Consider the following 25,669-nt stretch of genomic DNA (forward strand, 5'->3'; position numbering starts at 1 on the left):
TATGACTAGCGCGCGTTCGCGACCGGCAACTCATCCCAACGGGTCGAGTATCGTTGAGTGAGGTTAGCACAGCGCAGGTGCCAGGCCGCTCCGGGGCTGGGCGTGCCGAGCTTGACGGTGCCTCGGCCCATCCTCTGGTTCAGCTCGTCCATCACGCCCATAAGCTTCGCGCTGCGCTGCCTGTCGGCATCGCTCTGGGGCGTGTCGAGCAGCGAGAGCTGCTGCCGATCTGCGTCGATCAGGTCGAGCAACATCACTCCACCCTTCTGATAGAGATAGTGTGGCCGATAGATTCGCTCCAGGGCCTGACCTGCTGCGCGGAGGATCTCTCGACTGTCATCAGTGGGACGGGGCAGCTCGACGGCTACGCTGGGCGAGTACTGCGGCAGGTCCTCTCTAAAGGGGTTGGTCTTGAGGAACACCAGCACTGCGCGCGCGAGGCTGCCCTGGCTGCGCAGCTTCTCGGCTCCGCGCTGGCCGTGCTGCCGCATGGCTTCTCGGATTTCGCCCAGGTTGTTGGTCAGCTTGCCGAACGATCGACTGGTCATGATGCGCTGCCGTGGTTCGTGAAAGTCGTTCATCTCGATACAACTGATGCCCCTCAACTCCAGGGCGGTGCGCTCGAGCGTGACGCTGAACTGCCGTCGGATTCGCTTGGGGTCGGCTTGGGCGAGGTCCCAGCCGGTACGGATGCCGATAACTGCGAGGCGCTCCACGAGTCGCCTACCGACACCCCAGAGGTCCCCCAACTCGAACCGCTGCAGCAACGCCTTGGTTTCTGCGGTACCGGCCTGGAGCACACAGACGCCTCGATAGGCGGGGATCTTCTTGGCGGCCCGGTTGGCGAACTTGGCCAGGGTGTGCGTCGGAGCGACGCCGACGCAGACCGGAATGCCGGTGTACTGACGCACCCGAACATGCAGCTGCCGGGCATGCTCGAGCAGTTGGTCGGGCGTGAAGCCACCGAAGCGGACGAACATCTCGTCGATGCTGTAGGGCTCGACGCCGGCGGAAAACTCCTCGAGCACTGCTTGCACCCGGGCCGACATGTCACCGTAGAGTTCGTAGTTCGACGATAGCAGGCGGATCTGCCCTCGGCGTACCAGGTGCTGCAGCTCAAAAGCCGGCGTTCCCATGGTGATGCCGATGGCTTTGAGTTCGGGCGAGAGCGCGATCACGCAGCCGTCGTTGTTGGACATCACGCCTACCGGCAGGCCGCGCAACCGCGGCTGGAACACGCGCTCGCAGCTGACGTAGAAGCTGTTGCAGTCCACGAGACCGATCATGCTCACACCGTATACTCATGGATAACAGACCTGACAACTCCCCAGACCTGACACTCCAGGTCGATGAGCGGTATCGGTGCGTAGCGCGGGTTGCCGGAGCATAGGCATGGCACTCCGTTTACCATCTCGTAGCGCTTGACCGTGATCTCGCCATCCACCATTGCGACAATGATATGCCCCGGCCGAGGATCGAGAGAGCGATCGACGACGAGGGTATCGCCCTCCTGAATCCCCAGCCGGACCATGCTGTCACCGGTAACGGACAGAAAGAACGTGGCCGAAGGCCTCTTGATGAACCTCTTATTGAGGTCGAGCGTTCGCCCCTCATAGTCCTGTGCCGGTGATGGGAAGCCCGAGAGACCGGCACGGCCTAGGGCCAGTGGGTAAGGCAAGGCAAGTGCCGGTGCAGCATCATCGGCACGACCGAGAATTTGCAGTTGGATGGTCATGGCGTCGTCCCTGCCCGCCACTCCACAAGGGCGCTTCCGTCGGACTGGCGCGTCACCGTGGCGGCGCCGCCCTGCGCAATCGCCGCCAGGGTTTTCTCCCATTGCACAGCGCTCTCGCCGGGCTGCCGTTCAAGGATAATATGCTTCGATCGAGCTGGAGGCGTCACCGCCTTGGGCTTCTTGGCCATGATGGGTCTCCCTGTTGTCCAATACTGATATTTATACAGTACGCTTAGGGAAACGCGCCAGAGATGTAAGCCATATCGTACAAGGCTAATGGGCGATCGCTTACAGAAACCCACAAGACGTGAGTGAAGCCAGGTGCCACGCTGAGAGTGTGTCAGGGAGCGATGCGCAACGGGATGGGCCCGGCCGGAAACGGTCGGGCTCTTCGTGTGTTTGGTCTTACGCAGTTGGTAGAGAACCACCTGCCAAGGCTGGCTTGACAGGTAGCACTCGCATAGTGGTCGCAGACTGGTCGCAAACTGCATGCTACAATCGCGCAACTTTCGAACATATCAGCCAGCTAAGTGCTTGAAGTGACAGGAAACAGCGGTGCAAGCGCAGCCCCGTTTAGTCTGGAAACGAACTTAAAATCTCTCGGTGGCAACACCGTGCCGGTTCGAGCCCGGCTCCGGGCACCAGACTCTTCGCTATCGCGCCCTCGTTACGATTCCGCCGCACACTCCTCGAGCCTAGCTGGCTGATGCAATAGGCTTCAGCGAGACTGCCCATGCCCCCAAGCACACTGGTTCGTAGCGAGCATGATGTACTGGTGATCGGCGGTGGCGTCGCCGGCCTGACGCTCGCCTTGCACGTCGCCGGGACACGCCGCGTGACCTTGGTGCGCCCCGCCAGCGATGATCAGGGGGCCAGCCGCTGGGCCCAGGGCGGCATTGCCGCCGTACTCTCGCCCCAGGACGACTTCGATGCCCATGTCGCCGACACTCTGGTCGCTGGCGATGGCCTGTGCGATGAGCGAGCCGTGCGCTTCACCGTCGAGCAAGGCCCCAGTGCCATCGAGTGGCTGCTCTCGCTTGGCGTGCCGTTCACCAGGGATACCAGCCCGACGGCCAACTACCCCTATCATCTGACCCGCGAGGGCGGGCACGGTGCGCGGCGCATCATTCACGCCGAGGATGCCACCGGACGTGCCGTACTCGACACGCTGAAGCATCATGCCCAGACACATCCGGATATCACGATCCGCGACGATCTCGTGGCCATTGGCCTGCTTGCCGATGCTCAGCAGCGCTGCCGCGGTGCCCGCTGCCTGGACAGTCGTGGCCAGCTGCAGGAACTGGTGGCCGGCGATACCGTGTTGGCCACTGGAGGCGCCAGCGGTATCTATCGGCACACCACGAGCCCCCACCCGGCCAGTGGTGAAGGCATGATGATGGCGGCCGAACTGGGGGCCGAGTTGATGAACCTGGAGTTCCAGCAGTTTCACCCCACCTGCCTATACGATCCGGACGGCCCCCCCTTCCTGATCAGCGAGGCAGTGCGCGGCGAAGGGGGGCGGTTGCTGAGCACCGACGGACGCCGCTTCATGCTCGAACTCGACGAGCGTGCCGAGCTGGCTCCGCGCGACATCGTCGCGCGTGCCATCGATGCCGAGATGCAGCGTACCGGCTCGCCTCACGTATGGCTCGACGTGACCCACCTCGGCGACGAAGCCATACGTCATCACTTCCCCACCATCCATGCCCACTGCCTCAAGCGCGGACTGGACATCACCCGACAGCCGATTCCCGTCGTACCCGCCGCTCACTACAGCTGCGGCGGCGTTGCAACCGACCTCGACGGCGGCTCCAGCGTGCCGCACCTGTACGCCATCGGCGAGGTTGCCTGCACCGGGCTGCATGGTGCCAATCGCATGGCCAGCAATTCACTGCTGGAGTGCCTGGTCTATGCGCGCAGCTGCGCGGCGAAACTCGCCACGCAACGTGGTCCGACTACGCCCCCCACGGCGTCTACACAACCGGGAGCCGGCGTCGTGGAGGTTCGACACGTTCAGCAGTGGCGTACGGCCCTGCGTGACATCATGAGCCGTTACGTGGCGATCGTACGCCGTGATGCCGGCCTGGATACCGCTTCACACGAGCTGAGCGAACTGAGCCGAGAGGTACAGGCCGCTTTCGAAAGCGCTGCGCCCAATACGGCACTGGCCAGCCTATGGCATGCCGTGAGACTGGCCCGCCTGACCGTGCTTGCGGCTCGCCAGCGCCGCGAGTCGCGCGGCCTGCATTTCAACCCCGACTGTCCGCCCCATACCGAAACCGGCCTCGCACCCCGCCCTTCCCGGCTTCATCTGGACGACCTTTTCGCCTGAAAGCCCTGCCCGCCTATAGCAAAAAGCCTTGAGCCTAGCGAGCCAGGGCGCGCCGCAATTGACGCAGCGCTTCGCGCGATGCGCTATCAGGCCATAGCCATGCCCGCTGGCGATCGACCTCCAGACCGATCAGCCATGGGCCGAGGTAGACACAGCGCAACTCGACGGGAAAGGCTTCTGTAGCGGTGAAGGGGCGCCACGACCAGCGCCAGCCTCCCCCGGTTTCCGGCTGCATGAGCAGCTCACCACGGAACTGACCGCGCCACGCCCACCAACCAAGCGGCACGAGCCATGCCAGAACCGGCAACGTCAGCCAGCCAGGGGCATGGCTCAATACGCTACCGGTGACGACCAGCCCGAGCAGCCCCTGGCTGCACCAGGCCAACCTAGACCGGACGACGTGGATCGTTGTCGGCGTTCTCGGCATGAGCCTGGATCAGCGACACGATACGACGAAACTCGGGAGCAGGCGTTTCACGCTGCATCAGCCAGGCGAAGAGGTCCTGGTCTTCGCCCTCGATCAGGGCCCGATAGGCCGCCTGGTCCTCGGCAGCAAGCGCGTCATAGCAGTGCTCGAGAAAGGGAATCAGCAGCAGATCGAGCTCCCACATTCCACGCCGGGAGTGCCAGTAGAGCCGCTTGCGTAGGGCTGCGGCATCGGAGGTATTCGCTTCGCTCAACGTCGGCCTCGGTGATAAAAGAATGAGTCGTCCAGTATACCGGAGCCGTGAAAATGAGGCAGCGCTTCGACCAGCTTTGCCATCTTTTCTTGACCATGGTCGTAGTGCGTTGTTTTATCTCGGTTTGAGCAGTATGCTGACGGTAGAATAAGAATGCCGCCCGGGTCCCACCGGACCGGGAATCGCCTGGAGATGACCCGATGACCAAATCCGAATTGATCGAACAGATCGCCATGCGACAGCCAGAGCTTTCGATCAAGGAAGTCGAATCCGCGGTGCGCCTGATTCTCGACGACATCACCGATACGCTGGCCGAAGGGGGCCGGGTCGAGATCCGAGGGTTCGGCAGCTTTTCCTTGCATTACCGGGAGCCAAGGGTAGGCCGTAACCCCAAGACCGGCGAACCGGTCGCGCTGGATGGCAAGTTCGTGCCACACTTCAAGCCTGGCAAGGAGCTTCGCGAGCAGGTCAATGCCAGCCGCGCCCTCGGCTATTAACATTTTCGTCATTTACAAGGGATAGAATCATGCGTTGGCTCAAAGGCCTGATCCTGGCCATCATCCTGCTGGCGGTCTTGCTTGTCGGCATTCTGTTCGCCGTCAACAACCAGCAGACGGTACCGCTCAACCTGATCTGGGTGGAACTACCGGCCATTTCGCTTTCCGTCTGGCTCCTGGCAGCACTGGTCTGCGGCGTGGTGCTGGGCATGTTGGCGATGACAGGGGTCTGGCTAAGGCTACGCACCGCTCTTTCCCGCGCCCAGCGCCTGAACCGACAGCAGCGCAAGGAACTCGACCGTCTTCGCGTTCAGGAGCTCAAGGAACTTCCCTAAATGCCCGATGCCCTGCTGCTTGTGCTGCTGGTGGCTGCCGTTGCCATTGGCTGGTGGCTAGGCCGCCGTGAGCGACAGGGCAGCCATGACCCCGCGCCACCGAATACGCTGTCGCGGGATTATTTCGTCGGTCTCAACTACCTGCTCAACGAGCAGCCGGACCGCGCCATCGAGACGTTCGTCAATGCGCTCGAGGTCAATAGCGAAACCGTCGACACTCACATCACCCTGGGCAACCTGTTCCGCACTCGCGGCGAAGCCGATCGCGCCGTCAAGATCCATCAGAACCTGCTGGCACGCCCTACCCTGACGGCTTTGCAGAGCGATCAGGTCCAGCTCGAACTCTCCCGGGACTTTCTGCACCTGGGACTGTTCGACCGCAGCGAGCGCCTGCTCCAGCAGTTGATAAACGACTCCAGTCACGACGACATCCGCCATGCCGCCAAGCGCCTGTTGACGGACCTCTTCGATCGCGAAGGAGAATGGCAAGCCGCCTTCGACGTGGCCTACCCCAACCTGATACGCCAGCATGAGGACATCCGCCGGGCGGCGGCCCACTGGCTATGCGAGATGGCCGACCAGGAGCGTCGCTCGGCAAGCCCCGGGTTGGCCCGCAAGCATCTGCGCCGCGCGCTCTCCATTGACCCACGCTGCGTGCGCGCCAACCTGCTATTGGCGGCACTGGCTCAGGATACCGGGCACTATCGCGAGGCCATCCGGATACTCATGCGTATTCCGGACCAGGATCTCGACATGATGCCGATCATCCTGGAGCCGCTTCACCACGCCTATGCCATGCTCGATGATGAAGCAGGGCTCGTCGACTGCCTGCAACGCCTGCTGGAACGTGCCCACGTGACCAGCTTGATCATTCTGCTGGCGGAAACCCAGCGCAAGCGACATGGCTTGCAGGTGGCCATCGAACTGGTCAGTGAGCAACTCAATCGTGCGCCGAGCCTGGGAGCGCTAGATTATTTGCTCGATCTCTATCAGCACCAGCAGCAGGAGCAGGGCCCACCCGACAACCGGTTGCAACTCCTCAAGCAGCACACCCATACCCTGCTGACGGCACGGCCTCGCCACCGTTGCCAGCGCTGCGGCTTTGCCGGCCAGCCCCTACACTGGCAATGCCCCAGTTGCCGCAGTTGGGGCACTACCCGTCCAATTACCGGCATTGAGGGGGAATGAGGCTCAGCCTCCAGCGAGTTCCTGCTCGATGGCCGTCAATGCCGCCATGGGATCATCCGCCCGAGTGATCGGCCGGCCAATGACCAAGTGCGTGCTGCCCGCCGCCATTGCCTCGGCCGGCGTCATCACGCGACGCTGATCGCCTTGCTCGGCGAAGCGCGGCCTGATACCCGGTGTGACCTTGAGGAACGCCTCGCCGCAAAGCTCACGCAGCCTGGTTGCCTCCTGCGCCGAACAGACCACTCCATCCATACCGCATTGATGTGCCAGCACGGCCAGGCGTTCGACATGCTCGGCCGGCGTTGCGGTGACGCCCACCTCTGTGAGGTCCTCCGCCGACATGCTGGTCAATACGGTGACAGCAATCAGATGCGTATTCAGACCATGACGGTCCAGCCGCTCACGTGCCGCCTCCATCATGCGTCTGCCACCGCCGGCATGCACATTGACCATCCATACGCCCTGCTCGGCAGCAGCCTGCACGGCCCCGGCGACGGTATTGGGAATGTCATGAAACTTGAGATCGAGAAAAACCTGAAAACCTCGCCCATGGAGTGCCTCGATCACTTCCGGGCCACTGCGGGTGAACAGCTCCTTGCCCACCTTGACGCGACAACGCTCGGGTCGAGCCGGTCGGCCAGGCACAAGGCGGCATAGAGGGAGGGGTGATCCAGGGCGATGATCAGCGGCGAATCGCTAGACACGTTGACGAGCTCCGGCTGCGGGATGAAAGCTCCGAGTATACCAGTCGAGGATGGTTAACCGTTCTTTCCAGGCTGGACTATCCTCTGAACTAAGCTTTACCTAGCAGCTTGCGCACGCACGACGCGCCCAGCAGTTCAGGCTTCAACGACCATGCCTTGAATCGATGGACCGGGAGGACTCCATGACAAGCGAACAACGCATTGGCCCGATCGTCCTGCCTGACACCCGAGCCCAGCGAGTACTGACTTCCTTGCTGGAAGGTTCCGGCGTGACCCTCAACGGCGACGCACCCTGGGATCCACAGATTTACCATCCTGACTTCTGCTCAAGGATCCTGCGCCAAGGCTCGCTCGGGCTGGGAGAGTCTTACATGGACGGCTGGTGGGAGTGCGAACGTATCGACGAAATGGCCTGCCGGCTGCTCCAGCATGGCCTCGGTGAACGTGCTCGCCCCCCTTCCGACCGCATCATGTATCGCCTCCAGGCCGGCCTGCTCAACCTACAAAGCAAGGCCCGAGCCTATATCGTCGGCGAAGCGCACTACGACCTGGGCAACGACCTGTTCGAGCGCATGCTCGACCCCACCATGTGCTATTCCTGCGGGTATTGGAAAGAGGCCAGGACCCTTCACGAAGCCCAGCTCGCCAAACTCGAGCTGGCCTGCCGCAAGCTGGAACTGCGCCCCGGCATGCACGTACTCGATATCGGCTGCGGCTGGGGCAGCTTCGCAGAATACGCTGCCCGCCACTATGGAGTCTCCGTCACCGGGATCACCATCTCCAAGGAGCAGGCCGAACTCGCTCGGGAACGTTGCGCCGGCCTGCCGGTAACGATCGAACTCAAGGACTACCGCGAACTCAGCGGGAGCTACGACCGCATCGTCTCCATCGGCATGTTCGAGCACGTGGGGCATCGCAACTATGCGATCTATTTCCAGACCGTGGAACGACTGCTGGCCGTGGATGGCCTCTTCCTGCTGCATACCATCGGCTCGAACAGCTCCGAGATCAGCGTCGACCCGTGGATCGATCGTTATATCTTCCCCAATGGGGTTCTGCCATCGGCGCGTCATATCGCCGATGCCAGCGAGGGTTTGCTGCTGCTGGAGGACTGGCACAACTTCGGCCCCGACTACGACAGGACCCTGCTGGCCTGGCGCGACAACTTCGATGCCCACTGGCACGAGATCGCTGAACGCTACAGTCAGCGCATCGAGCGAATGTTCCGCTACTATCTGTCGGTATGCGCGGGAGCCTTTCGCGCCCGCGACATTCAACTCTGGCAGGTCGTCTTCTCGCGCGGGAGACGTTCCCGCTACGATGCACCGCGATGAGCTTCCTCGTGGCGGTTATGTCTTACAAGCGGTATCGGCAATATCTTACATACTTCGCTAGATGATTTACGCACCGTTACGTATATTAGTCATTCTTTCAACGGCTCCCTTCTGGTGGCAGGAAGCTTCCCGCTGAACCCCTGCATGCCCATGGCAATGCCGTGAGCCGTTACATAACAACAGCAGGATTGCGCCTGCCTGCCGCAGGCCACAAGGGACGCCCGCATGCCTGAAGAGAATGCCATGACGGGAGGGGGGCTGAATGAGCCGATCAGCATGCGTAACTTCACGGAACGCCTGCCCGGCGTCGTCTTTCAGTTTCATCGTGACCACAATGGGCACATGCACTTCCCCTTCCTCGCCGGAAGCGGTACCAGCCTGCCAGGAATCGACCGCGATGCCCTGAGGCAGGATGCTCGTCACATGCTCGACCGCCTGGATGAAGAGGATCATCCACGAGTAATGGCCGCCATTGAGCGCTCGGCTCGCTGGCGCATCCCTATCGCCACGAAATTCCGCATCCGGCTGTCGGGCAGACGCTGCCGCTGGGTCGCGCTACGCGCCCAACCCGAGGATTCGGCCACCGGCGTGCTCTGGCATGGATTGATGATCGACATTACCGAACAGATGGCCGAAGAAGCGCGGCTGCGGCGGCTGTCGGATACCGATGACCTGACCGGCCTGGCCAACCGTCGCAGATTGATGGCGCGTCTCGACGAAGAGATTGCCAAGAGCAATCGGCACGGCAGTCCGCTTTCGCTGATGCTCATCGACCTTGACCACTTCAAGCGCGTCAACGATACCTGGGGCCACCTCCAAGGCGATCAGGTGCTGACCGAATTCGCCACCCTGTGCCAACGCCTGCTGCGCGAGGAAGACGTCATCGGGCGCCTGGGCGGAGAGGAATTCGCCGTGGTCCTGCCGCAGACGCCGCTGGTCGCCAGCCACCCCTTGGCCGAGCGGCTCCGGCGCACCATCGCCGATCACGATTTCTCCATTGCCAACGGACAGGTCACGGTGAGCATCGGCTTGGCTGAATATCGCCTGGGCGAACCGAGGGATGCGCTGATCGACAGGGCAGATCGCAGCCTCTATGCAGCCAAGCGCCAAGGCCGTAACAGGGTCGTTACCTGAAAGGCGATGTTCAACGTAACCGGCGGGCCCCCTGCAGCCAGCACATGGCTCCGTGTACCGGCAGGTAGAGCAACAGCGGCCAGGCCACGGCCAGCATGATCAGGTATGGCAGCGGTTCGAGGATTTCCTGTGGCGCACCGAAAGGTCCCTGGACCCAATTGATGTTGCGCTCGGGTTCGGCGAACAGGAAGGTGAGCAGCAGCAGCCACCATGTCAGCGCCGTCTGCCACCATAAGGCACGCCGATCGTAGCCCAGCCTTACCATCGCAAAACCCGCCACCAGCGGCAGAATGAGATGATAGAGCGAGAGCCCCGGGCCAATCGGGGATGTTCCGGGTCGAACATGTACTCCGTGCCGCCGATGGGATGCACTCCGGTCAACCAGGCGACACCCACGTCCAAGGTCCAAAAGGCACCGACCAACGCCACGGAGAGCCATTGCATCGAGAGCAGGAGGCGGCTTTCCCACCACAACCCAACGAGGATCAGGAAACTGGCGACGTTGCATAGCCAGAAATAGTTCTGCACACCTAGCATCAATGCAAACGAGGGCGCCCAGAACAGGATCCAGGCCGAGAACAGCAGCTTGAGCCAGAGCGGCAAGGCGCGATTCTGATGAAGCATCGGACTCCCCATGCGTAGCGCGCATTCCACCTCTCCCTGCGCCGGGCCAGTGTTCGAGCAGCCTTACCGACCAGCATAGCCCCACCCAGGCCAACCGCCCCAAGAGGCACGATGACACGGCTCTCACGCCAGTCCTGCGAGGCCTATCGAAGGTAAGATCTCATCATCACGGAAGCCGAAATCCAGCTGTTCAAACCCGAAGCTCCCGAGTGGCAGATCGTCGAGCGCAATGGCATCATGCAACTGGAGCGGGTCTTTACCTTTGCCGATTTTCGCCAAGCCCTGGCTTTCACCAATCGCGTGGGCGGGCTGGCTGAAACCGCTGGCCACCATCCAGCACTGTTGACCGAATGGTGCAAGATCACCGTGAGCTGGTGGACACACAAGATCAAGGGCCTGCATCGCAACGACTTCATACTTGCCGCCAGAACCGACGAGGTAGCGAAATAAATGTTCGAACATATTGAGCGGGTTCCCGGGGATGCCATCCTCGGCCTGATCGAGGCCTTCAAGAAGGATACCAATCCTCACAAGGTCGATCTCGGCGTCGGCGTCTACAAGGATGCCCAGGGCAACACCCCGGTGATGCGCGCCGTCAAGGAAGCCGAGGCCCGACTGCTCAAGAACGAGACCACCAAGACCTACATTGGCTCCCACGGGGCGCCGGAGTATGGCGAAGTGGTTCTGCCGATGGTGCTGGGCGAGGACTCACCGGTGCTCGCAGCCGGCCGCGCCAGTGCAACCCAATCCCCCGGCGGCACCGGCGCTCTGCGGCTGGCAGCGGACTTCATCAGCACCCAGTTTCCCGGTAAGGGAATCTGGGTAAGCAACCCCACTTGGCCGAACCACCACGGTATCTTTACGGCTGCTGGCATCGAGCTGCACAAGTATCCCTACGTCGATGCCGAGAATCGCCTCGATTTCGAGGGCATGCTGGCCGCCGTCAAGCAGATCCCAGCCGGTGACGTCATCGTGCTGCACGCCTGCTGCCACAACCCTACCGGCTTCGACCTGAATCGTGAGCAGTGGCAGCAGATCCTCGAGGTGGTGCGTGAGCGCAGCCTGCTGCCGTTGATCGACTTCGCCTACCAGGGCTTCGGTGAAGGCCTCGACGAAGACGCCTACGGCGTGCGCCTGCTGGCCGAAAACCTCGACGAGGTGATCATCACCAGCTCCTGCTCCAAGAACTTCGGTATCTACTGCGAACGCACCGGCTGCCTCATCATGGTGGCCAAAACCAACGAGCAGATGGAAAACGTTCGCTCGCAGGTAGCCATCGTCGCGCGCGAGAACTACTCCAACCCGCCGGCCCATGGTGGTGCGATCGTCAGCGAGATCCTCCATTCCGCCGAGTTGGCAGCCCTGTGGCGCGAGGAACTTACCGAAATGCGTGACCGTATCAATACCCTGCGTCGCGATTTCGTCGAGGCACTGAAGCCGTACGGACTCGACCAGAAGTACGCCTGCGTAGCCGAACAGCGCGGCATGTTCTCCTATACCGGCTTGCAGCCTGAGCAGGTCGACCGCCTGCGTGACGAGTTCGGCATCTATATGGTGCGCTCGGGACGGGCCAACGTGGCCGGTTTCTCCCACGAGAACCTGCCCTACCTGGCCAAGGCCATCGCCGCGGTCAATTGAGACGACTCTCGGCAGTCACGCAACGCCCTGGGCTCCTGCCCGGGGCGTTGCGTGTATGGCCAAAGAAATGAAGCGAAAGGCAAGCCTAAACACGACGGGAAAGACGCACTTCTCAGACAGCGCTTCTCAGACAGCACCTCTCAGAAAGCATTGCTCAAACATTGGCCTCATGGAACAGCGGCCGCATGTTCTCGATCAGATAGCGGTCATCGAACCCTGCCTCATGCTTCAACGCCTCCAGGTCCGGTATCGTTACGTTGTGGCGATCCCGAAAGACCAGGCCATCCTCATTCAAGGCGGTAAAGGTCCGGCTGATATGAACCGGGCTCAGCCCCAGCAAATCGGCCAGGAGTTCCTGTGATAGCGGCAGGCGAAAGCTCTCGCAGCCATCGCTCTGCGTCTGCTTGACACGCTGGCACATCTCCAGCAGGAAATGGGCAAGCTTCTGTCGCGCATTACGACGCGCCAGGTTGACCAGCCGCTCCGTAATCATCACCTGCTGACGGCTGCTTATGGCGAACATGATCGAGGTAAGCGTGAGCGACTGGCGGAAGATGTCGATGAGGTGGCGATGGGGAAAGAAACAGACTTCGCCATCCTCGATCATTTGCACCCCGGCCAGGCGCTGCGAAAAAGCGAACTCACGCAGACCGACGATGTCGCCAGGCAGGTAGATCTCCAGAATCTGACGCGAGCCGTTCTCCAGGTCACGATAGGAGAACGCCCAGCCACGCTTGAGGGTGCAGAACTCATAGGCCTCGTCCCGTTCTTCCCAGAGAGAGGTTCCTGCCTTTACTGGGGAGGCGCTATCCTCCAGTCGAACCAGCAACGCCTTGTCGTCATCGGAGAGACGAAAGTACCGATCGAAATGGCGGACGATGCAACTCTCATCTGGGTTCATCGAGTATCACCTCTATCGCTGGCTGCATGGGTGCGCTATGCCACTCTGCGCAATAGCACAACGGCTTTCCACCATGAGGCAACTCCCTGACCTGGTAGCCTCGCGGGCAATACGACAAAGGCAGCCTTGACCAAACAGTCAGGTCATGGCCAAACTGGCCTTGCCTTGATACAAACCCAACACACAAGAGGCTTACCATGGCGGCTTCCCCTGTGCACTATCCCTGGTACAAGAAGGAGGATACCGATGCCTTCTTCGCACTATTCCAGAACAATATCGCGAACTTCGTCATTATTGCCATTACCATGCTGGGCATGGGCTTTCCTGCCTCCATCGTGTTCGGCCAGGTGCTGCCCGGCGCTGCGGTCGCCGTCATGGTGGGCAATTTCTATTATGCCTGGTCGGCAGCCCGCCTGGCGCGCAAGGAGAACCGCACCGATGTGACGGCCCTCTCCTACGGCATTTCCACTCCCGTGATGTTCGTCTTCCTGTTCGGCGTGCTGCTGCCTGCCAAGCAACTCACCGGCGATGCCGAGCTGGCCTGGAAAGTGGCAGTCGCGGCCTGCTTCATCAGTGGCGCCATCGAAGCCGCCGTCAGCCTGATAGGCCGCTGGGTGCAGTACCACCTGCCGCGAGCCGCCATGCTCGGGGCAGTGGCGGGGGTTGCACTGACCTTCATCGCCGGTGAAATGCTGTTCAAGACACTGGAAATGCCCGTCATCGGCCTGCTGGTATTGGCAATCATCATCGTTGGCCTGGTGGCCCGCGTGAGCATGCCGTTCCGTTTGCCAACCTCGCTGTTCGCCATCGTCATCGGCACCGCCATGGCTTACCTGATCGGTGATGCCGGCGGCGAGCGTTTCAGCGACGCCTTCACCCACCTCGGGTTCTATCCGCTGCTGCCCAACCTCGCCTGGTTCGAGGGCCTGGGGCTGTTGTTCACCGGCATGCTGGCCGTACTCACGGTAGTACTGCCGATCACGCTGTATAACGCCATCGAGACCATGAACAACGTCGAGGCGATGGAGGCCGCCGGCGACAAGTATGATGTGCGCGAATGCCAGGCCGTTGATGGCGCAGGCACCATGATCGGCGCACTGTTCGGCGGCGTCTTCCCCACCACCGTCTATATCGCCACCGTGGGCGCCAAGTGGATGGGAGCGGGACGCGGCTACAGCATTCTCAACGGCGCCGTCTATGCCGTTGCCACCATGTTCGGTCTCATCGCCGCGCTGGCAGCCATCATTCCCGTTTCGGTGGTCGCACCGATCCTGGTCTTCGTCGGCATGTCGATGATCGCCACCGCTTTCCAGAGCAACGACACCCGCTACTACCCTGCCGTGGCTCTGGCCATGCTGCCCTATTTCGCCAACTACGTGATGACCCGGTTCAATCGTGGTGCCGGCGACGTGGTGGCGGATATTTCTGGCGGCATCGTCGCCATGGGCCAGGGGGCGATGTTCATGGCCATCTTCATCGGCGCCATGACGGTCTCGGTCATCGATCACCAGTTCCGCCGTGCTGCCATCTTCGCCGGCGTCGCAGCCGCCTTCTCCTTCGTCGGCCTGATGCACGCACCGGAACTGGCCTTAAACGCCGCCTGGGATTTCACCCTCGGCTACCTGGTGATGGGTGCCCTGTTCCTCTACTTCGCCTGGCAGCAGGAGAAGCTCGCAGCGCCGCACATATCATCGTCGCGCCCAGCCTCAGCCCCTCCCGCAGCCGACTGATTCGAACGCTTCGGGGGCGCCATGGCGCCCCCGCTTTCCCTTGATTGCTCTTGCACTGATATTGGCGACTCAAAACGGATCAGTTGGCTTCGAGGGTACTTTCGGCTTCCACGTCCCCTCTGCGGATCCGCGGATACGATCCCGATTCGCTTCGATGCGATCCTGCGCCGGCTCGGCGGCCCGCTCCATCGCCCGATCCAGTCCAGGCGCCTTGGTGCGGCTGTCGGCTTCGACCTCCGCCTCTGTCTCGGCATCGGCCGCTACCTCTGATTCGTGACCGGCATCCACGCCACTCTCGGCATCCATGTCACTCTCGGCATCCATGTCACTCTCGGCATCCATGTCACTCTCCACATCCCCAGTCATGTCACCCTCGGTTTCGCCATCGACACCGGTATCGGTGCTTTCGGCATCGCCATCGACGCCACCTTCGGCACCGCCTTCGACACCGCCGTCAACGCCACCTTCGGCACCGCCATCGACGCCACCTTCGGCACCGCCTCCGACACCGCCATCGACGCCGCCTTCGACACCGCCATCGACGCCGCCATCGACGCCGCCTTCGACACCGCCGTCAACGCCACCTTCGACACCACCTTCGGCATCTCCCGCCTGGGCCAGCAGCAACGAAGAGGACTCGACGCTCATACTCGCCGACAGGGAGGAAAGGTCATCACCCTGCCACCCTTGCGTCTCGGCATGCAGCGAAGTACCGGCCAGACCGGCAAAGATCAGTGCCATACTGGCAGTCAGTGTCTTGAGCTTCATAGCGCCTCCTATCCCGTTTTCCCTGGGGCAACTTCGGTGAGATTCCTTCGCAGACCCGCCAGGCGAGCCCACTCGCACCATCAACCTAGCGAGCGCCATGCCAATAGCGGGATAATTTTCTGTGAAACAAGGTGTTATAAGAAAACACCGTTCTATGAATTCGCCCAAACATTGCCAATAGCGTCAAAAATGTCGCGACCAGGCAACGAAAAAACGGAAGGGAGGGAGGAATCAGTGGCTTTATCGGGGTGCCTGCCGTCTGCTTTTTACGACGCCACATCCAGGCCGCTTGGGTCGTAGGATGTCAGCTCGGCGACGCCCCATGCGAATCCTGTCGTCGAAGCGCGAGATCGCCACCTTGAGTCATGAGATTTGACTAGTACAGACGTGAAACAGCGGCTCCCTCAGGAAGCCGCTGTCAGAAAGCAGGACTTAGACTTACTGTGCTGGCTGGGCGGGTTGCCCTTCCTGCTGCTGCATCTGGTCCTGCAGGTCCTGCATCTGCTGTTGCTGCTGGGCAATCGCATCGTCCAGGCGCTGACGCTGTTCCTCGGTGAATACCGCTTCGATACGTGACTGCAGCAACACCGTCTCGGCAGTGATCTCACCAGTCAGATCGCCAAGCCTTGCCGCATCCTGCCGAATGGCGTTCTCATCGAAGTCAGGCCCAACGTAATCGCCCAGGCGCGCCTGTAGCGCTTGGGCCTCCTGCTCCTTGGGTGCCAGTTGACGCTCGGCCTCGTCCAGCAGGCTGCGGATCTCCTGCTGCTGATTCTCGTCCAGGTCGAGCAACTGATCGAGCTGATCCACCTGATCGCCCTGAGGCGGAGCCTGCATCTGCTGTGCAACGGCTACGCCTGCAACACCTAGGGCGAACACGATCGTTGCCAGAAACTTGGTGAGCTTCATTTCCTACTCCCTTCCATGAGTTGCTTTCATGGCCCGAGTCTAACGGACCACTACGTCCTACCCCTGACAGCAATTCGAGCGTCAGGTTCGCTCACGAGAGAAAAGTTTCGGCTCGCCATGCTCGCTGGCTTCGCTCCGCGCCTGCATGCGGCGCATCAACTGCCAGGCCGCCATGCCAGCCAGCACGTTACCGAGCGCCGCTCCTATGGCCAGTCCTGCAAGACCACCGAGCGAAGCCCCCAGCCACAAGCCGGGGAGATAGCAGAGGAAGAGTCGTGCTGCCGACATGAGCATGGCACGCAGTGGCCAACCCAGCGCATTGCCGGCGGAGACCACCAGCATACAGACGCCAAGTGCGGCATAGCTCGGCAGCAGGAAACGGATCAGCACCGTCAGATCGTCACGAACCTCGGGGCTCCCCGCCAGCAAATGTGCCGCCCAGGGCGAGAGCAATGCCAGTATCATGCCCAGACTCAATTGCCATACCACCACGACCTTCAACGCCAAGCCGATCAGGCGCCTGATCTGAATCCAGTCGCCGGCGCCGTAGCAGCGTCCTAGCCACGGCGGCAACGACATGGTCATGGCCAGCACCACGACCAGGGCAAGCGTCTCCAGGCGGCTTGCGAGGCCCCAGGCCGCCACGGCGGAGCCCCCAAGATCCGCCACCACCGAGACGGCAAGCATCGACGCTAGCGGCGGCATCAATTGGCTGATCATCGCTGGCCCGGCGATGCTCGCAAAGGGACGCAGCGAAGCGGCAAGCTCCAGCTTGAGTCCATGCCGTGCCAGCCAGTCGTTGCGCCGCAATCGCTTGATGGCCATCAGTAACCCGCAACCGAAAGCAATCGCCGTGGCCCAGGCCGCCCCGGGCAACCCCAGCCCCTCCCAGGGACCAACGCCGAAAATCAGTAGCGGATCGAGCACTAGGTTGACCAGGCTCGTCATCACCATCATCTTGCCGGGCAGTCGCGTATCGCCGTGAGCGCGAAAGAGGCTGTAGACGAAATAGAGCACCGCCCCCAACCAAGCCGCGAACAGCTGCGGTGCCCAATAGTCGCGGATCAGGGCGCGCGTTATCGCATCGGCCCCCAGACGCGAGAAGATTGGCGCCTGGGTCCACCATAGCACCAGAGCAAGCAAGGCAATGGTCGCGCTGCCTACCATCAACACCAGCGAGCCCAGGCGTCGGGCCCGCAGCGCCTCGCCGGCCCCTAGAGCGCGGGAGATCAGCGCCGCTATGGCGATACCGAGCCCAACCTGAACGCCAATGATGAGAAAGCTCAGCGGAAAGGTGAACGACTGCGCCGCCAATGGCGCCGTACCCAGACGAGCGACAAATGCGCTGTCTACCAGTTGGAAGCCCAACAATGCCAGCACACCGATGGCCATCGGCCAGGTCTGGCGCCAAAGCGTTGCGCCCAGGGAAGTAGCGGCAGAGGCAGGAGGCATCCGGCGGCTCCATCGGTCAAGGGGAGCTGCATTCTACGTCAAAGCGCGTCCCCGCTCAGCCCGCAAGCCATTGGGCGCACTTACCAGCCCCAGCAGGACGCGTTCGGTCATTGCCGCCGGCATCGGACGGTAGAAATAGAAGCCCTGCACGAGATCGCACTTCATCTCGCGGATCAGCTCGAGTTGCCTTTCATCCTCGACTCCCTCGGCTACTACTTCGAGTCCGAGACGATGACCGATGAACACCGCTGCTTCCATGATCGCCCTGTCCTTTGGTTCTCCCGGCGCATCCCGCACGAAGGTTCGGTCGATCTTCAATGCTGTCACCGGGAAACGCTTAAGATAGCTAAGCGATGAATAGCCGGTGCCGAAGTCGTCGATAGAAATGCGGAAACCAAGGTGATAAAGCTCCCATAAGCCTTTGAGAATGCGTTCATCGGCTTCGATCAACACGTTCTCGGTCAACTCGATACCGATTTCCCGCGGCCCGAGCCCATGACGTGCCAGGCATTGGCGCAAACGCTCGAACATATCGGGGCGCGATAGCTGGCGTCCCGAGACGTTGATGTCGATGCGCTCCAGCGGTACACCGGCAGCCCGCCACTGCGCTCGCTGTCGGCACGCCTCCTCGATGACCCAGTCACCCAGCCGGTGTATCAGCCCAGAGCGTTCGGCAACGCGAATGAATTCATGGGGAGGAACCGCAATGCCACCGGGCAGTTCCCAGCGCAACAGTGCCTCTAGGTTCTCGATACGACCGCTGATCGCCGATACCTGGGGCTGATAATGCAACGTCAGCTCCTGAGCGTTCAGGGCTCGCTCCAGGTTTTCGGCCAAACGATGCTCCCGTACCAACTCGTCATGCAGTTGTTGGTGAAAGAAGCGTATGCTGCCCCGCCCTTCCAGCTTGGCACGGTTCTTGGCCACGTCGGCATTGCGAATCAGCTCACGCGCGCTGCCGCCGTTGTCGGGAAAGAGGCAAACGCCAATGCTGGCCGAGACACGGCGCTCATGCCCATCCAGCCCGAAAGGGCGTTTGAACAAGCCGTGAATCTTGTTGACTATCTGCAGCACGTCTTCCTCGCGATGCAGGCCAGGAAAGGCCAACACGAACTCATCGCTGGACACCCGGGACAGCAGATCGGTCGAACGTAGCTCCTTACGCAACCTGCGACTCAGTTCCACCAGCAGTTGGTCCCCCTGCTCATAGCCCAGCGCATCGTTGATCTCGACGAAATAATCGATATCCAGATAGATCAACGCCAGGCCAACGCCGCGCCGGCGCATGCCGTCGAGCACGTGTTCCAGGTCGGTCTCAAAGGTATGTCGGTTCGGTAACTGCGTCAGCCGATCGTAACGAGTGGCAAACTCGAGATCGCGATGAGCCTGTTTCTGGTCCGACAAGTCAACGTCGACACAGAACATGAGCGGATCGTCGGTATGCTCCTTGAGCATCACGTGATGCGAGAAGACCGGCACCAGCTCGCCGCTCTTGTGCTTCAGCTCCAACTCTTCGGGTGGGATTTCTATGCCCTCATGGATCCAGGCCCGATGCGCCTGGACGACTCCCTCGCGCATGAAATCGGGAATGATCAAATCCTCTAGCAGGCCGCCCTGGGCTTCTTCCGATGTATAGCCGTAGAGCCGCGTGCTGGCCTCGTTCCAATAGATGACACGGCGGTCGCGATCATAGCCCTGCACCGCCACCTTGGGCAGGCTCTCGAGCAGCGCGCGGAAACGTTGCTCGCTTTCCAGATACTGGCGCCGCACACGCGCTACGGCCTCATCGTTTTCCGCAGAGTCCGCAGCCGCCACGGCCGAAGGCCTCCCCAGAAACCGGCGCAGCCATCGCCTGAAGCGCTCTTCGGGGAACATAGTACTTCCTCGTCAGGGGGCATGACGGCATCACTGCTCTCGGAACGAAACAATTGAGCCGTTTTTGTTACATCCTAGTCAGCACTGTCAGGATTCTCCTACGTCCTTGGTCGAAAGTCTCCCTTTCGCTTCCCGCGTTTGTCCCAGCCTTCTAGCTAACCAGCTACCATTCACAACTACAATACTTAACATTTAGTTTCTTTTCGCTTACATGTTGAGCGGGGCAACCCGACAACACCGGGCAATACCGCCCATTCACCTGGAGATAGCAACATGAAGCTCGACACACTCAAACATGGCTACGACTATACCGGCATGCCCGTCGACCCGCAGGCCCACTATTGGGCACCGGGTATCAGCAGCGAGCTGGCAAACCATCACTGGGCCTTGACCGAGGTGCGTTCACGGATCGACCTGCCAGCCTGGCAGACGTTCCTCGCCGACCTGCCCCGCGATCCCTATGTCAACCGGCGCTGGAAGCGTATGTCCTGGCTGGCACTGGACGACAACGGCGACGTACAAGACATGGGCCATTGCCCAATGGCACAAGGCGGCGCTTTCAACGCGGCAGAAAGCATGGCGGATCGACTGCGCTACTACGAGCCTCTTACCCCAGAATTCCTCGCTCGGAGCGATGTGAAGGACTTCGTACGCGCCTGGGCCCGGCTGTGGGGCCTAGGCCCCAACGAACCGATCCTGATGCAGATTACCGGCGTACGCGGCAAGGGTCTGGTCGACCCCCTGCAGGGCCAGGGTATTCATGCCGATGGCTGCAAGGCACTGAGCATTCTGGTGCTCAAGCGCGAAAACGTCACGGGAGGGACCAATCACTTGTTTGCCGATGGCGATGGAACGTTGCCGCTACTCGACGCCACACTGGCAGAGGGCGACATTCTCCATCTTCACGACGACCGGCTTTACCATAGCATCGACGGTATTTCCCAACTGGATCCCGAGGCTCCGTTCGAGCGCTTCATCATTATCATCAATAGCCGTTTCGTGGACGATTTCCAGAACCGCATCCTTCGCCGGCACTTTCCCCACGCAGTATTGAACGAAACCAAGTAAACCCTCTTGACCTGCCTCGTCCCAAAAACAGAACACCCTCGGCACAAGCCGAGGGTGTTCCCGCTAAAGACCAGGGCTCGTTACTGACGCACACCCTCGAAAGTGACGTAGAGTTCGAGCTCATGCATCATTTCGGGAAAGTCGCTCATGTCGATGCCGAAGTCGGCAAGTGTCAGCGTCGTCGAACCTTCGAAACCGGCACGGTAGCTACCCCACGGATCCTCGCCTTCACCTACGAGGGTCACCGGCATCTCGATTTCACGGGTCTCTCCCTTTAGGGTGAGATCGCCGGTGAGCACGCCTTCACCGTCTCCATTCGGCTCGAAACCGGTGGATACGAAAGTGGCGGTCGGATATTGGTCGGCACTGAGGAAATCATCGCTCAGGAAGTGGCGATCACGCTCGGCGTGGTTGGTGTTGAGGCTGTTGACCTGCACCTCCATTTCCACGCTTGATGCCTCGAGATTCTCGGGATCGTAGTGGAAATTGCCTTCGAACTCTTCGAAGTTACCCAGAATGTAGGAATAACCGAGGTGGTTAATCTTGAACTGGACGAAGGCGTGCTGCCCCTCGGTATCCACCACGTAGTCGTCGGCCAGGGCCTGGCCGGTCAAGGCCAGGGAAGCGGCGCCAAGGGCAGTAGCGAGTGCGGCTTTCTTGAACATGAGTCTCTCCTTGGTTGAAGCGCCCGAAGGCGCTGGCGTTCAACGGCGACGCGTACGTGCCGGATTCAGCATTCTCACGAAGGTATCGTGGCGATCGAGAAAATGGTGCTTGAGGGCTGCCAGCGCATGACCTGCAGCCAGCAGGAGCAGGGCCAGTGCGCTATACCAGTGCACCTCACCGGCGATGTTTGCCTGGTTGGGCAGATGGCTCACCAGCGCCGGCACCTCGAACCAGTCGAATACGCTGATGCCACGTCCACGGGCAGTGGAAATCAGGTAACCGCTGAGCAGGACCGTCAACATCAGCACATATAGGGCGATATGGCCCAGATGCGCCGCAAGCCGCTCCAGACGGCTGCCCTGCGCCACTGGCGTCGGCTGGAACAGGCGCCAGACGATACGCAGCAGGGTCGCGAACAACAGCAACATGCCGACGGAGCGATGCCACCACGGAGCACGGTTGTACCAGGGATCGAAATAACCCAGGTCGGTCATCCACCAGCCGAGCACGAACAGACCAACGATGACCAGGGCACTAAGCCAATGGAAGATGATGCTGACCAGGCCCCAGCCTGATCGGGTGTTGCGCCACATCTCGTCGCTCCCGTTGAGCTTCGTCGTCGATGGAGGGCAGCATACCGCAACGCACCATGCAGTTACGCTGAAAAAACCGAACGCTACGTTCGTAAAAATTCCCGATCTCACGGGATGGGAGGCCCAGCCCGTGAGATCGGGAGCGTTAGATCAGGGCGTCGAGACCGCGTGCCAGGTCGGAGCGAATGTCCTCGATGGCCTCGAGCCCCACCGCCACGCGGATCAGCCCTTCACCGATGCCTGCCGCTTCCTTCTGCGGTTGCGAAAGCCGCCCATGCGTGGTGGTGGCAGGATGAGTGATGGTGGTCTTGACGTCGCCCAAGTTGCCGGTGATCGAGAGCATGCGGGTGGCATCGATGACCGACCAGGCGGCCTCACGCCCCCCTTTCACTTCGAAGCCCAGCACTGCACCGAAGCCGCTCTGCTGACGGCGGGCCAGCCCATGCTGCGGATGCTCCGCCAAGCCGCTGTAGTGCACCCGCGCTACCGCCGGATGTGCCTGTAACCACTCGGCCAGTGCTTGGGCATTCTCGCAGTGGGCGCGCATGCGCAGCGAGAGTGTCTCGAGGCCCTTGGTAAAGATCCAGGCGTTGAACGGACTCAGGCATGGCCCACAGGTGCGAACGACCCCGAACACCTCCTCCAGTTCCTTGTTGCGTCCGACTACGGCGCCTCCGACCGCACGCCCCTGCCCGTCCAGATATTTGGTGGCGGAATGGATCACCAGGTCGGCCCCCAGCGCCAACGGCTTTTGCAGCGCAGGCGTCAAAAAGCAGTTGTCGATGGCGAGCAGCGCTTCATGCCGGTGAGCGATCTCGGCAAGCGCGGCAATGTCGACCACTTCGGAGAGCGGATTGGAGGGCGTCTCGGCGAACAACAGGCGGGTTCTGGGCGTGATCGCTGCCTCCCAGGCAGCCAGGTCGGAGAGCTCCACATAGCGCGTGGCAATGCCCAGCTTGCCAAAGTACTTGTCGAACAGGCTGACGGTGGAACCGAACAGCGAGCGCGAGGCGACGATCTCGTCGCCGGCTTGCAGCAGGGCAAGCACCGTAGAGAGAATCGCCGCCATGCCGGAGCTCGTCGCCACGCAGCGCTCGCCTCCTTCGAGCGCCGCCAGGCGACGCTCGAAGGTATGTACCGTGGGATTGGTGAAGCGCGAGTAGACGTTGCCGCGCTCCTCCCCGCCGAACTTGCGCGCCGCCTCGGCGGCGCTGCCATAGACGAAGCTCGAGGTGGGAAAGATCGGCTCGCCATGCTCCTGCTCGTGGGTGCGCCGATGGCCCGCGCGAATCGCCAGGGTCTCCAGCGCCCAGCTATCGTCAGGGCTCATTTCATCATTCATGCTCGGCCACCTCAGTCGTCGATGTCGTCGTCCTGATTATGCATGCCCACCAGCGCGTGGGCCCCGGCACTCGATTGCTGCTTGGCGGCATCGTTGCGAGACGCCTCCAGCGCCGACAGGTAGCCAGCATCGATATCGCCGGTCACGTAGCGACCGTCGAATACCGAGCAGTCGAAATGCTCGAATCCCGGGTTGACCTCGCGACAGGCGGCCTTCAGGTCTTCCAGGTCCTGGTAGAAGATGCGGTCGGCACCGATCAGCTCACCCACCTCGGCCTCGCTGCGGCCATGGGCGATCAGCTCGGCAGCCGCCGGCATATCGATACCGTAGACGTTAGGATAGCGCACCGGCGGCGCCGCCGAGGCGAAGTAGACCTTGTTGGCACCTGCCTCGCGGGCCATCTGGATGATCTGCTTGCAAGTGGTGCCACGCACGATGGAGTCGTCCACCAGCAGCACGTTCTTGCCCTTGAACTCGATGCCGATGGCATTGAGTTTCTGGCGTACCGATTTCTTGCGCTGCGTCTGGCCCGGCATGATAAAGGTACGGCCGATGTAACGATTCTTCATGAAACCTTCGCGATAGGTCACACCCAGGTGCTGGGCCAGCTCCAGCGCCGAGGTACGCGAGGTGTCCGGAATCGGGATCACCACGTCGATGTCGTGTTCCGGCCACTCGCTGCGAATGCGGTCGCCAAGCTTGCGCCCCATGTGCATGCGCGTGCCGTAGACGTAGGCACCGTCGAGGATCGAGTCGGGACGCGCCAGGTAGACGTGCTCGAAGATACACGGCGACAGCTGCGGCGCGTCGGCGCACTGCTGGGTGTGAAACTCGCCCTCCATGTCGACGAAGATCGCCTCGCCAGGGGCCAGGTCGCGATGCAGCTCGAAACCGCCTACGTCGAGCGCCACCGATTCCGAAGCGATCATCACCTCCTGTCCGTTGCCCTCGTCGCGGGTGCCGAATACCACTGGGCGGATACCGTTGGGGTCACGGAAAGCCACCAGGCCGACGCCGTTGATGATGGCCACCGCGGCGTAGCCGCCCCGACAGCGGCGATGCACGCGGCGTACTGCGTCGAAGATGTCGCCGGGAGAGAGATGCAGCCCCTGCTTGCCCAATTCATGGGCGAACACGTTGAGCAGCACCTCGGAATCCGAACTGGTGTTGATATGCCGCAGGTCGGAAGAGAACAGCTCCTGCTTGAGCTGCTCGGAATTGGTCAGGTTGCCGTTGTGTGCCAGCGCGATGCCATAAGGGGAATTGACATAGAACGGCTGCGACTCCGCCTCGCTGGAAGATCCCGCAGTTGGATAGCGCACGTGACCAATGCCCAGGTTGCCCTGCAGTCGTGCCATGTGGCGCGTGTGGAACACATCGCGTACCAGGCCATTGCTCTTGCGCAGCAGAAAGCGCCCCTCGCTCCATGTCATCATGCCAGCGGCGTCCTGGCCGCGATGCTGGAGCACCGTCAGGGCGTCATAGATCGCCTGGTTCACGGTCTGCTTGGCCAGAAGGCCGACGATACCGCACATTCCACCTTACCTCGCTTACAGGGTGCCGACCGGGTCGGCAAAGGAAAATCCGTCGTTCACAGCGCGTCGTTGGCTGGCTCGGGCGGCTGCCCGTCACGACGCTCGGGCAGCGAAATGTTCCGCCAGCCCTCGGTGGCCTCGGGCATACGCCCTTCCCAAGTTTCGAGCTGACTCACAGCCCAGTCACGCAGCTGCTCGAAAGTGGGCCGCAGCTCCGCATTCTGCCACGCCTGTAGCTGGGCCAGTGGTGTCAGGCTGATCAGAATGGTGGCTACTACCAGTATGGCCGCACCTCGGGCGACTCCGAAACAGGCGCCGGCAACACGATTGAAGAAACCCATGCCGACCCACTCCACGGCGGCATGAACCATGCGAATGACGATACCGCAAAGCAGTACCACGCCGAGGATCACCAGCACGAAAGCCAGCACCAGCCGGCCATCGGGGTTATCGATCAGACCGGACAGCAGCTCGGCCACCGGCTCGGCCAGCAGCCGGGCGGCCAGCAGCGCGATAATCCAAGCCGCCAGCCCCAGCCCTTCGCGGATCAGGCCGCGCATGAAGCCCGCCAGGGTCGAGACGGCCAGTACGGCAAGAAAACCCCAGTCGATCCAGGTCAGCGTCATTGC

27 protein-coding genes and 1 pseudogene are annotated in these 25,669 nt (G+C 61.6%); 10 read left to right on the plus strand and 18 right to left on the minus strand.

Annotated elements, in window-relative coordinates:
• Window positions 1-5 precede the first annotated feature (5 nt).
• The 3 genes from EKK97_RS14150 to EKK97_RS14160 are packed head-to-tail and all read right to left on the minus strand — an operon-like array spanning window position 6 to window position 1,923.
• Window positions 6-1,286, minus strand: a complete 1,281-nt coding sequence (locus EKK97_RS14150) for a Y-family DNA polymerase (protein WP_159552814.1) — start codon at window positions 1,284-1,286, stop codon at window positions 6-8.
• 2 nt (window positions 1,287-1,288) lie between these two features.
• A complete protein-coding gene (locus tag EKK97_RS14155; RefSeq protein ID WP_159552816.1) occupies window positions 1,289-1,735 on the minus strand; it encodes a LexA family protein in 447 nt (148 codons plus the stop codon).
• Window positions 1,732-1,923, minus strand: coding sequence for a DUF1654 domain-containing protein (locus tag EKK97_RS14160; RefSeq protein ID WP_159552818.1), 192 nt, complete (start codon window positions 1,921-1,923; stop codon window positions 1,732-1,734). The genes EKK97_RS14155 and EKK97_RS14160 overlap by 4 nt, the downstream gene beginning before the upstream one ends.
• Window positions 1,924-2,468: 545 nt before the next feature.
• Between EKK97_RS14160 and nadB the strand changes: the two genes are divergently transcribed.
• Entirely contained in the window at window positions 2,469-4,067 is a 1,599-nt protein-coding gene (nadB, locus tag EKK97_RS14165; protein ID WP_159552820.1) for an L-aspartate oxidase, read from the plus strand.
• Between the two features lie 34 nt (window positions 4,068-4,101).
• Here nadB and EKK97_RS14170 read toward each other — a convergent pair whose 3' ends face one another.
• The gene (locus tag EKK97_RS14170) at window positions 4,102-4,452 is read right to left on the minus strand and encodes a hypothetical protein (protein ID WP_159552822.1); all 351 of its coding nucleotides are present in this window, start codon (window positions 4,450-4,452) and stop codon (window positions 4,102-4,104) included.
• Window position 4,453: 1 nt separating this feature from the next.
• Entirely contained in the window at window positions 4,454-4,747 is a 294-nt protein-coding gene (locus tag EKK97_RS14175; RefSeq protein WP_159552824.1) for an FAD assembly factor SdhE, read from the minus strand.
• 200 nt (window positions 4,748-4,947) lie between these two features.
• Here EKK97_RS14175 and EKK97_RS14180 point away from each other — a divergent pair, with 200 nt between their 5' ends.
• From EKK97_RS14180 to lapB, 3 genes are read left to right on the plus strand one after another with little or no spacing between them, the layout of a single operon-like run.
• Window positions 4,948-5,244 carry an integration host factor subunit beta gene (locus EKK97_RS14180; RefSeq protein WP_104201932.1) on the plus strand — a complete coding sequence of 99 codons (297 nt, stop codon included), beginning with the start codon at window positions 4,948-4,950 and terminating at the stop codon, window positions 5,242-5,244.
• 29 nt (window positions 5,245-5,273) lie between these two features.
• Window positions 5,274-5,579: a LapA family protein gene (locus tag EKK97_RS14185; RefSeq protein WP_159552826.1), complete on the plus strand. Its 306-nt coding sequence runs from the start codon at window positions 5,274-5,276 to the stop codon at window positions 5,577-5,579.
• Window positions 5,580-6,767 (plus strand): lipopolysaccharide assembly protein LapB, encoded by a 1,188-nt coding sequence (gene lapB / locus EKK97_RS14190; RefSeq protein ID WP_159552828.1) that lies wholly within the window; start codon window positions 5,580-5,582, stop codon window positions 6,765-6,767. It begins immediately after the preceding gene.
• Window positions 6,768-6,770: 3 nt separating this feature from the next.
• Here the strand turns inward: lapB and pyrF are convergent.
• A pseudogene (gene pyrF, locus EKK97_RS14195) lies at window positions 6,771-7,471 on the minus strand (orotidine-5'-phosphate decarboxylase).
• A gap of 182 nt (window positions 7,472-7,653) precedes the next feature.
• Between pyrF and cfa the strand changes: the two are divergent.
• A complete protein-coding gene (cfa, locus tag EKK97_RS14200; protein ID WP_159552830.1) occupies window positions 7,654-8,805 on the plus strand; it encodes a cyclopropane fatty acyl phospholipid synthase in 1,152 nt (383 codons plus the stop codon).
• Window positions 8,806-9,030: 225 nt separating this feature from the next.
• A complete protein-coding gene (locus EKK97_RS14205; RefSeq protein ID WP_159552832.1) occupies window positions 9,031-9,939 on the plus strand; it encodes a GGDEF domain-containing protein in 909 nt (302 codons plus the stop codon).
• 10 nt (window positions 9,940-9,949) lie between these two features.
• Here EKK97_RS14205 and EKK97_RS24830 read toward each other — a convergent pair whose 3' ends face one another.
• Both EKK97_RS24830 and EKK97_RS24835 read right to left on the minus strand, forming a co-directional pair.
• Window positions 9,950-10,204 (minus strand): hypothetical protein, encoded by a 255-nt coding sequence (locus EKK97_RS24830; protein WP_236551230.1) that lies wholly within the window; start codon window positions 10,202-10,204, stop codon window positions 9,950-9,952.
• Window positions 10,198-10,563, minus strand: coding sequence for a hypothetical protein (locus tag EKK97_RS24835; protein WP_236551231.1), 366 nt, complete (start codon window positions 10,561-10,563; stop codon window positions 10,198-10,200). The genes EKK97_RS24830 and EKK97_RS24835 overlap by 7 nt, the downstream gene beginning before the upstream one ends.
• 162 nt (window positions 10,564-10,725) lie before the next feature.
• Here EKK97_RS24835 and EKK97_RS14215 point away from each other — a divergent pair, with 162 nt between their 5' ends.
• Both EKK97_RS14215 and EKK97_RS14220 read left to right on the plus strand, forming a co-directional pair.
• Window positions 10,726-11,013: a 4a-hydroxytetrahydrobiopterin dehydratase gene (locus EKK97_RS14215; RefSeq protein ID WP_234286913.1), complete on the plus strand. Its 288-nt coding sequence runs from the start codon at window positions 10,726-10,728 to the stop codon at window positions 11,011-11,013.
• Complete coding sequence (locus EKK97_RS14220) at window positions 11,014-12,201, plus strand: amino acid aminotransferase (RefSeq protein WP_159552834.1); 1,188 nt, start codon at window positions 11,014-11,016, stop codon at window positions 12,199-12,201.
• Window positions 12,202-12,355: 154 nt separating this feature from the next.
• On the opposite strand, the gene EKK97_RS14225 is transcribed toward EKK97_RS14220, so the two are convergent.
• Entirely contained in the window at window positions 12,356-13,102 is a 747-nt protein-coding gene (locus EKK97_RS14225) for a Crp/Fnr family transcriptional regulator (RefSeq protein WP_159552836.1), read from the minus strand.
• 197 nt (window positions 13,103-13,299) lie between these two features.
• On the opposite strand from EKK97_RS14225, the gene EKK97_RS14230 reads away from it, so the two are divergent.
• Window positions 13,300-14,832 (plus strand): NCS2 family permease, encoded by a 1,533-nt coding sequence (locus EKK97_RS14230; RefSeq protein ID WP_159552838.1) that lies wholly within the window; start codon window positions 13,300-13,302, stop codon window positions 14,830-14,832.
• Window positions 14,833-14,901: 69 nt separating this feature from the next.
• Here the strand turns inward: EKK97_RS14230 and EKK97_RS14235 are convergent, their stop codons facing one another.
• The 4 genes from EKK97_RS14235 to EKK97_RS14250 form a co-directional block, all read right to left on the minus strand.
• A complete protein-coding gene (locus EKK97_RS14235) occupies window positions 14,902-15,600 on the minus strand; it encodes a hypothetical protein (protein WP_159552840.1) in 699 nt (232 codons plus the stop codon).
• A 438-nt stretch (window positions 15,601-16,038) separates the two neighbouring features.
• Window positions 16,039-16,509, minus strand: coding sequence for a periplasmic heavy metal sensor (locus EKK97_RS14240; RefSeq protein WP_159552842.1), 471 nt, complete (start codon window positions 16,507-16,509; stop codon window positions 16,039-16,041).
• 81 nt (window positions 16,510-16,590) lie between these two features.
• A complete protein-coding gene (locus tag EKK97_RS14245) occupies window positions 16,591-17,961 on the minus strand; it encodes an MATE family efflux transporter (protein WP_159552844.1) in 1,371 nt (456 codons plus the stop codon).
• 33 nt (window positions 17,962-17,994) lie between these two features.
• Window positions 17,995-19,836, minus strand: a complete 1,842-nt coding sequence (locus EKK97_RS14250; RefSeq protein WP_159552846.1) for a putative bifunctional diguanylate cyclase/phosphodiesterase — start codon at window positions 19,834-19,836, stop codon at window positions 17,995-17,997.
• 273 nt (window positions 19,837-20,109) lie between these two features.
• Between EKK97_RS14250 and EKK97_RS14255 the strand changes: the two genes are divergently transcribed.
• Complete coding sequence (locus EKK97_RS14255; protein WP_159552848.1) at window positions 20,110-20,904, plus strand: 2OG-Fe dioxygenase family protein; 795 nt, start codon at window positions 20,110-20,112, stop codon at window positions 20,902-20,904.
• Window positions 20,905-20,984: 80 nt separating this feature from the next.
• Here the strand turns inward: EKK97_RS14255 and EKK97_RS14260 are convergent, their stop codons facing one another.
• From EKK97_RS14260 to EKK97_RS14280, 5 genes are all read right to left on the minus strand, one after another.
• Window positions 20,985-21,569, minus strand: a complete 585-nt coding sequence (locus tag EKK97_RS14260) for a YceI family protein (protein ID WP_159552850.1) — start codon at window positions 21,567-21,569, stop codon at window positions 20,985-20,987.
• Window positions 21,570-21,608: 39 nt separating this feature from the next.
• Window positions 21,609-22,163, minus strand: a complete 555-nt coding sequence (locus EKK97_RS14265) for a cytochrome b (RefSeq protein WP_159552852.1) — start codon at window positions 22,161-22,163, stop codon at window positions 21,609-21,611.
• Between the two features lie 145 nt (window positions 22,164-22,308).
• Window positions 22,309-23,505 carry an O-succinylhomoserine sulfhydrylase gene (locus EKK97_RS14270; protein WP_159552854.1) on the minus strand — a complete coding sequence of 399 codons (1,197 nt, stop codon included), beginning with the start codon at window positions 23,503-23,505 and terminating at the stop codon, window positions 22,309-22,311.
• An 11-nt stretch (window positions 23,506-23,516) separates the two neighbouring features.
• A complete protein-coding gene (gene purF / locus EKK97_RS14275; RefSeq protein WP_159552856.1) occupies window positions 23,517-25,040 on the minus strand; it encodes an amidophosphoribosyltransferase in 1,524 nt (507 codons plus the stop codon).
• A gap of 56 nt (window positions 25,041-25,096) precedes the next feature.
• On the minus strand, window positions 25,097-25,666 hold the full coding sequence (locus EKK97_RS14280) for a CvpA family protein (RefSeq protein ID WP_159555804.1): 570 nt from the start codon (window positions 25,664-25,666) through the stop codon (window positions 25,097-25,099).
• Window positions 25,667-25,669 lie beyond the last annotated feature (3 nt).

The organism is Billgrantia tianxiuensis, assembly GCF_009834345.1.
Classification (GTDB): domain Bacteria; phylum Pseudomonadota; class Gammaproteobacteria; order Pseudomonadales; family Halomonadaceae; genus Halomonas; species Halomonas tianxiuensis.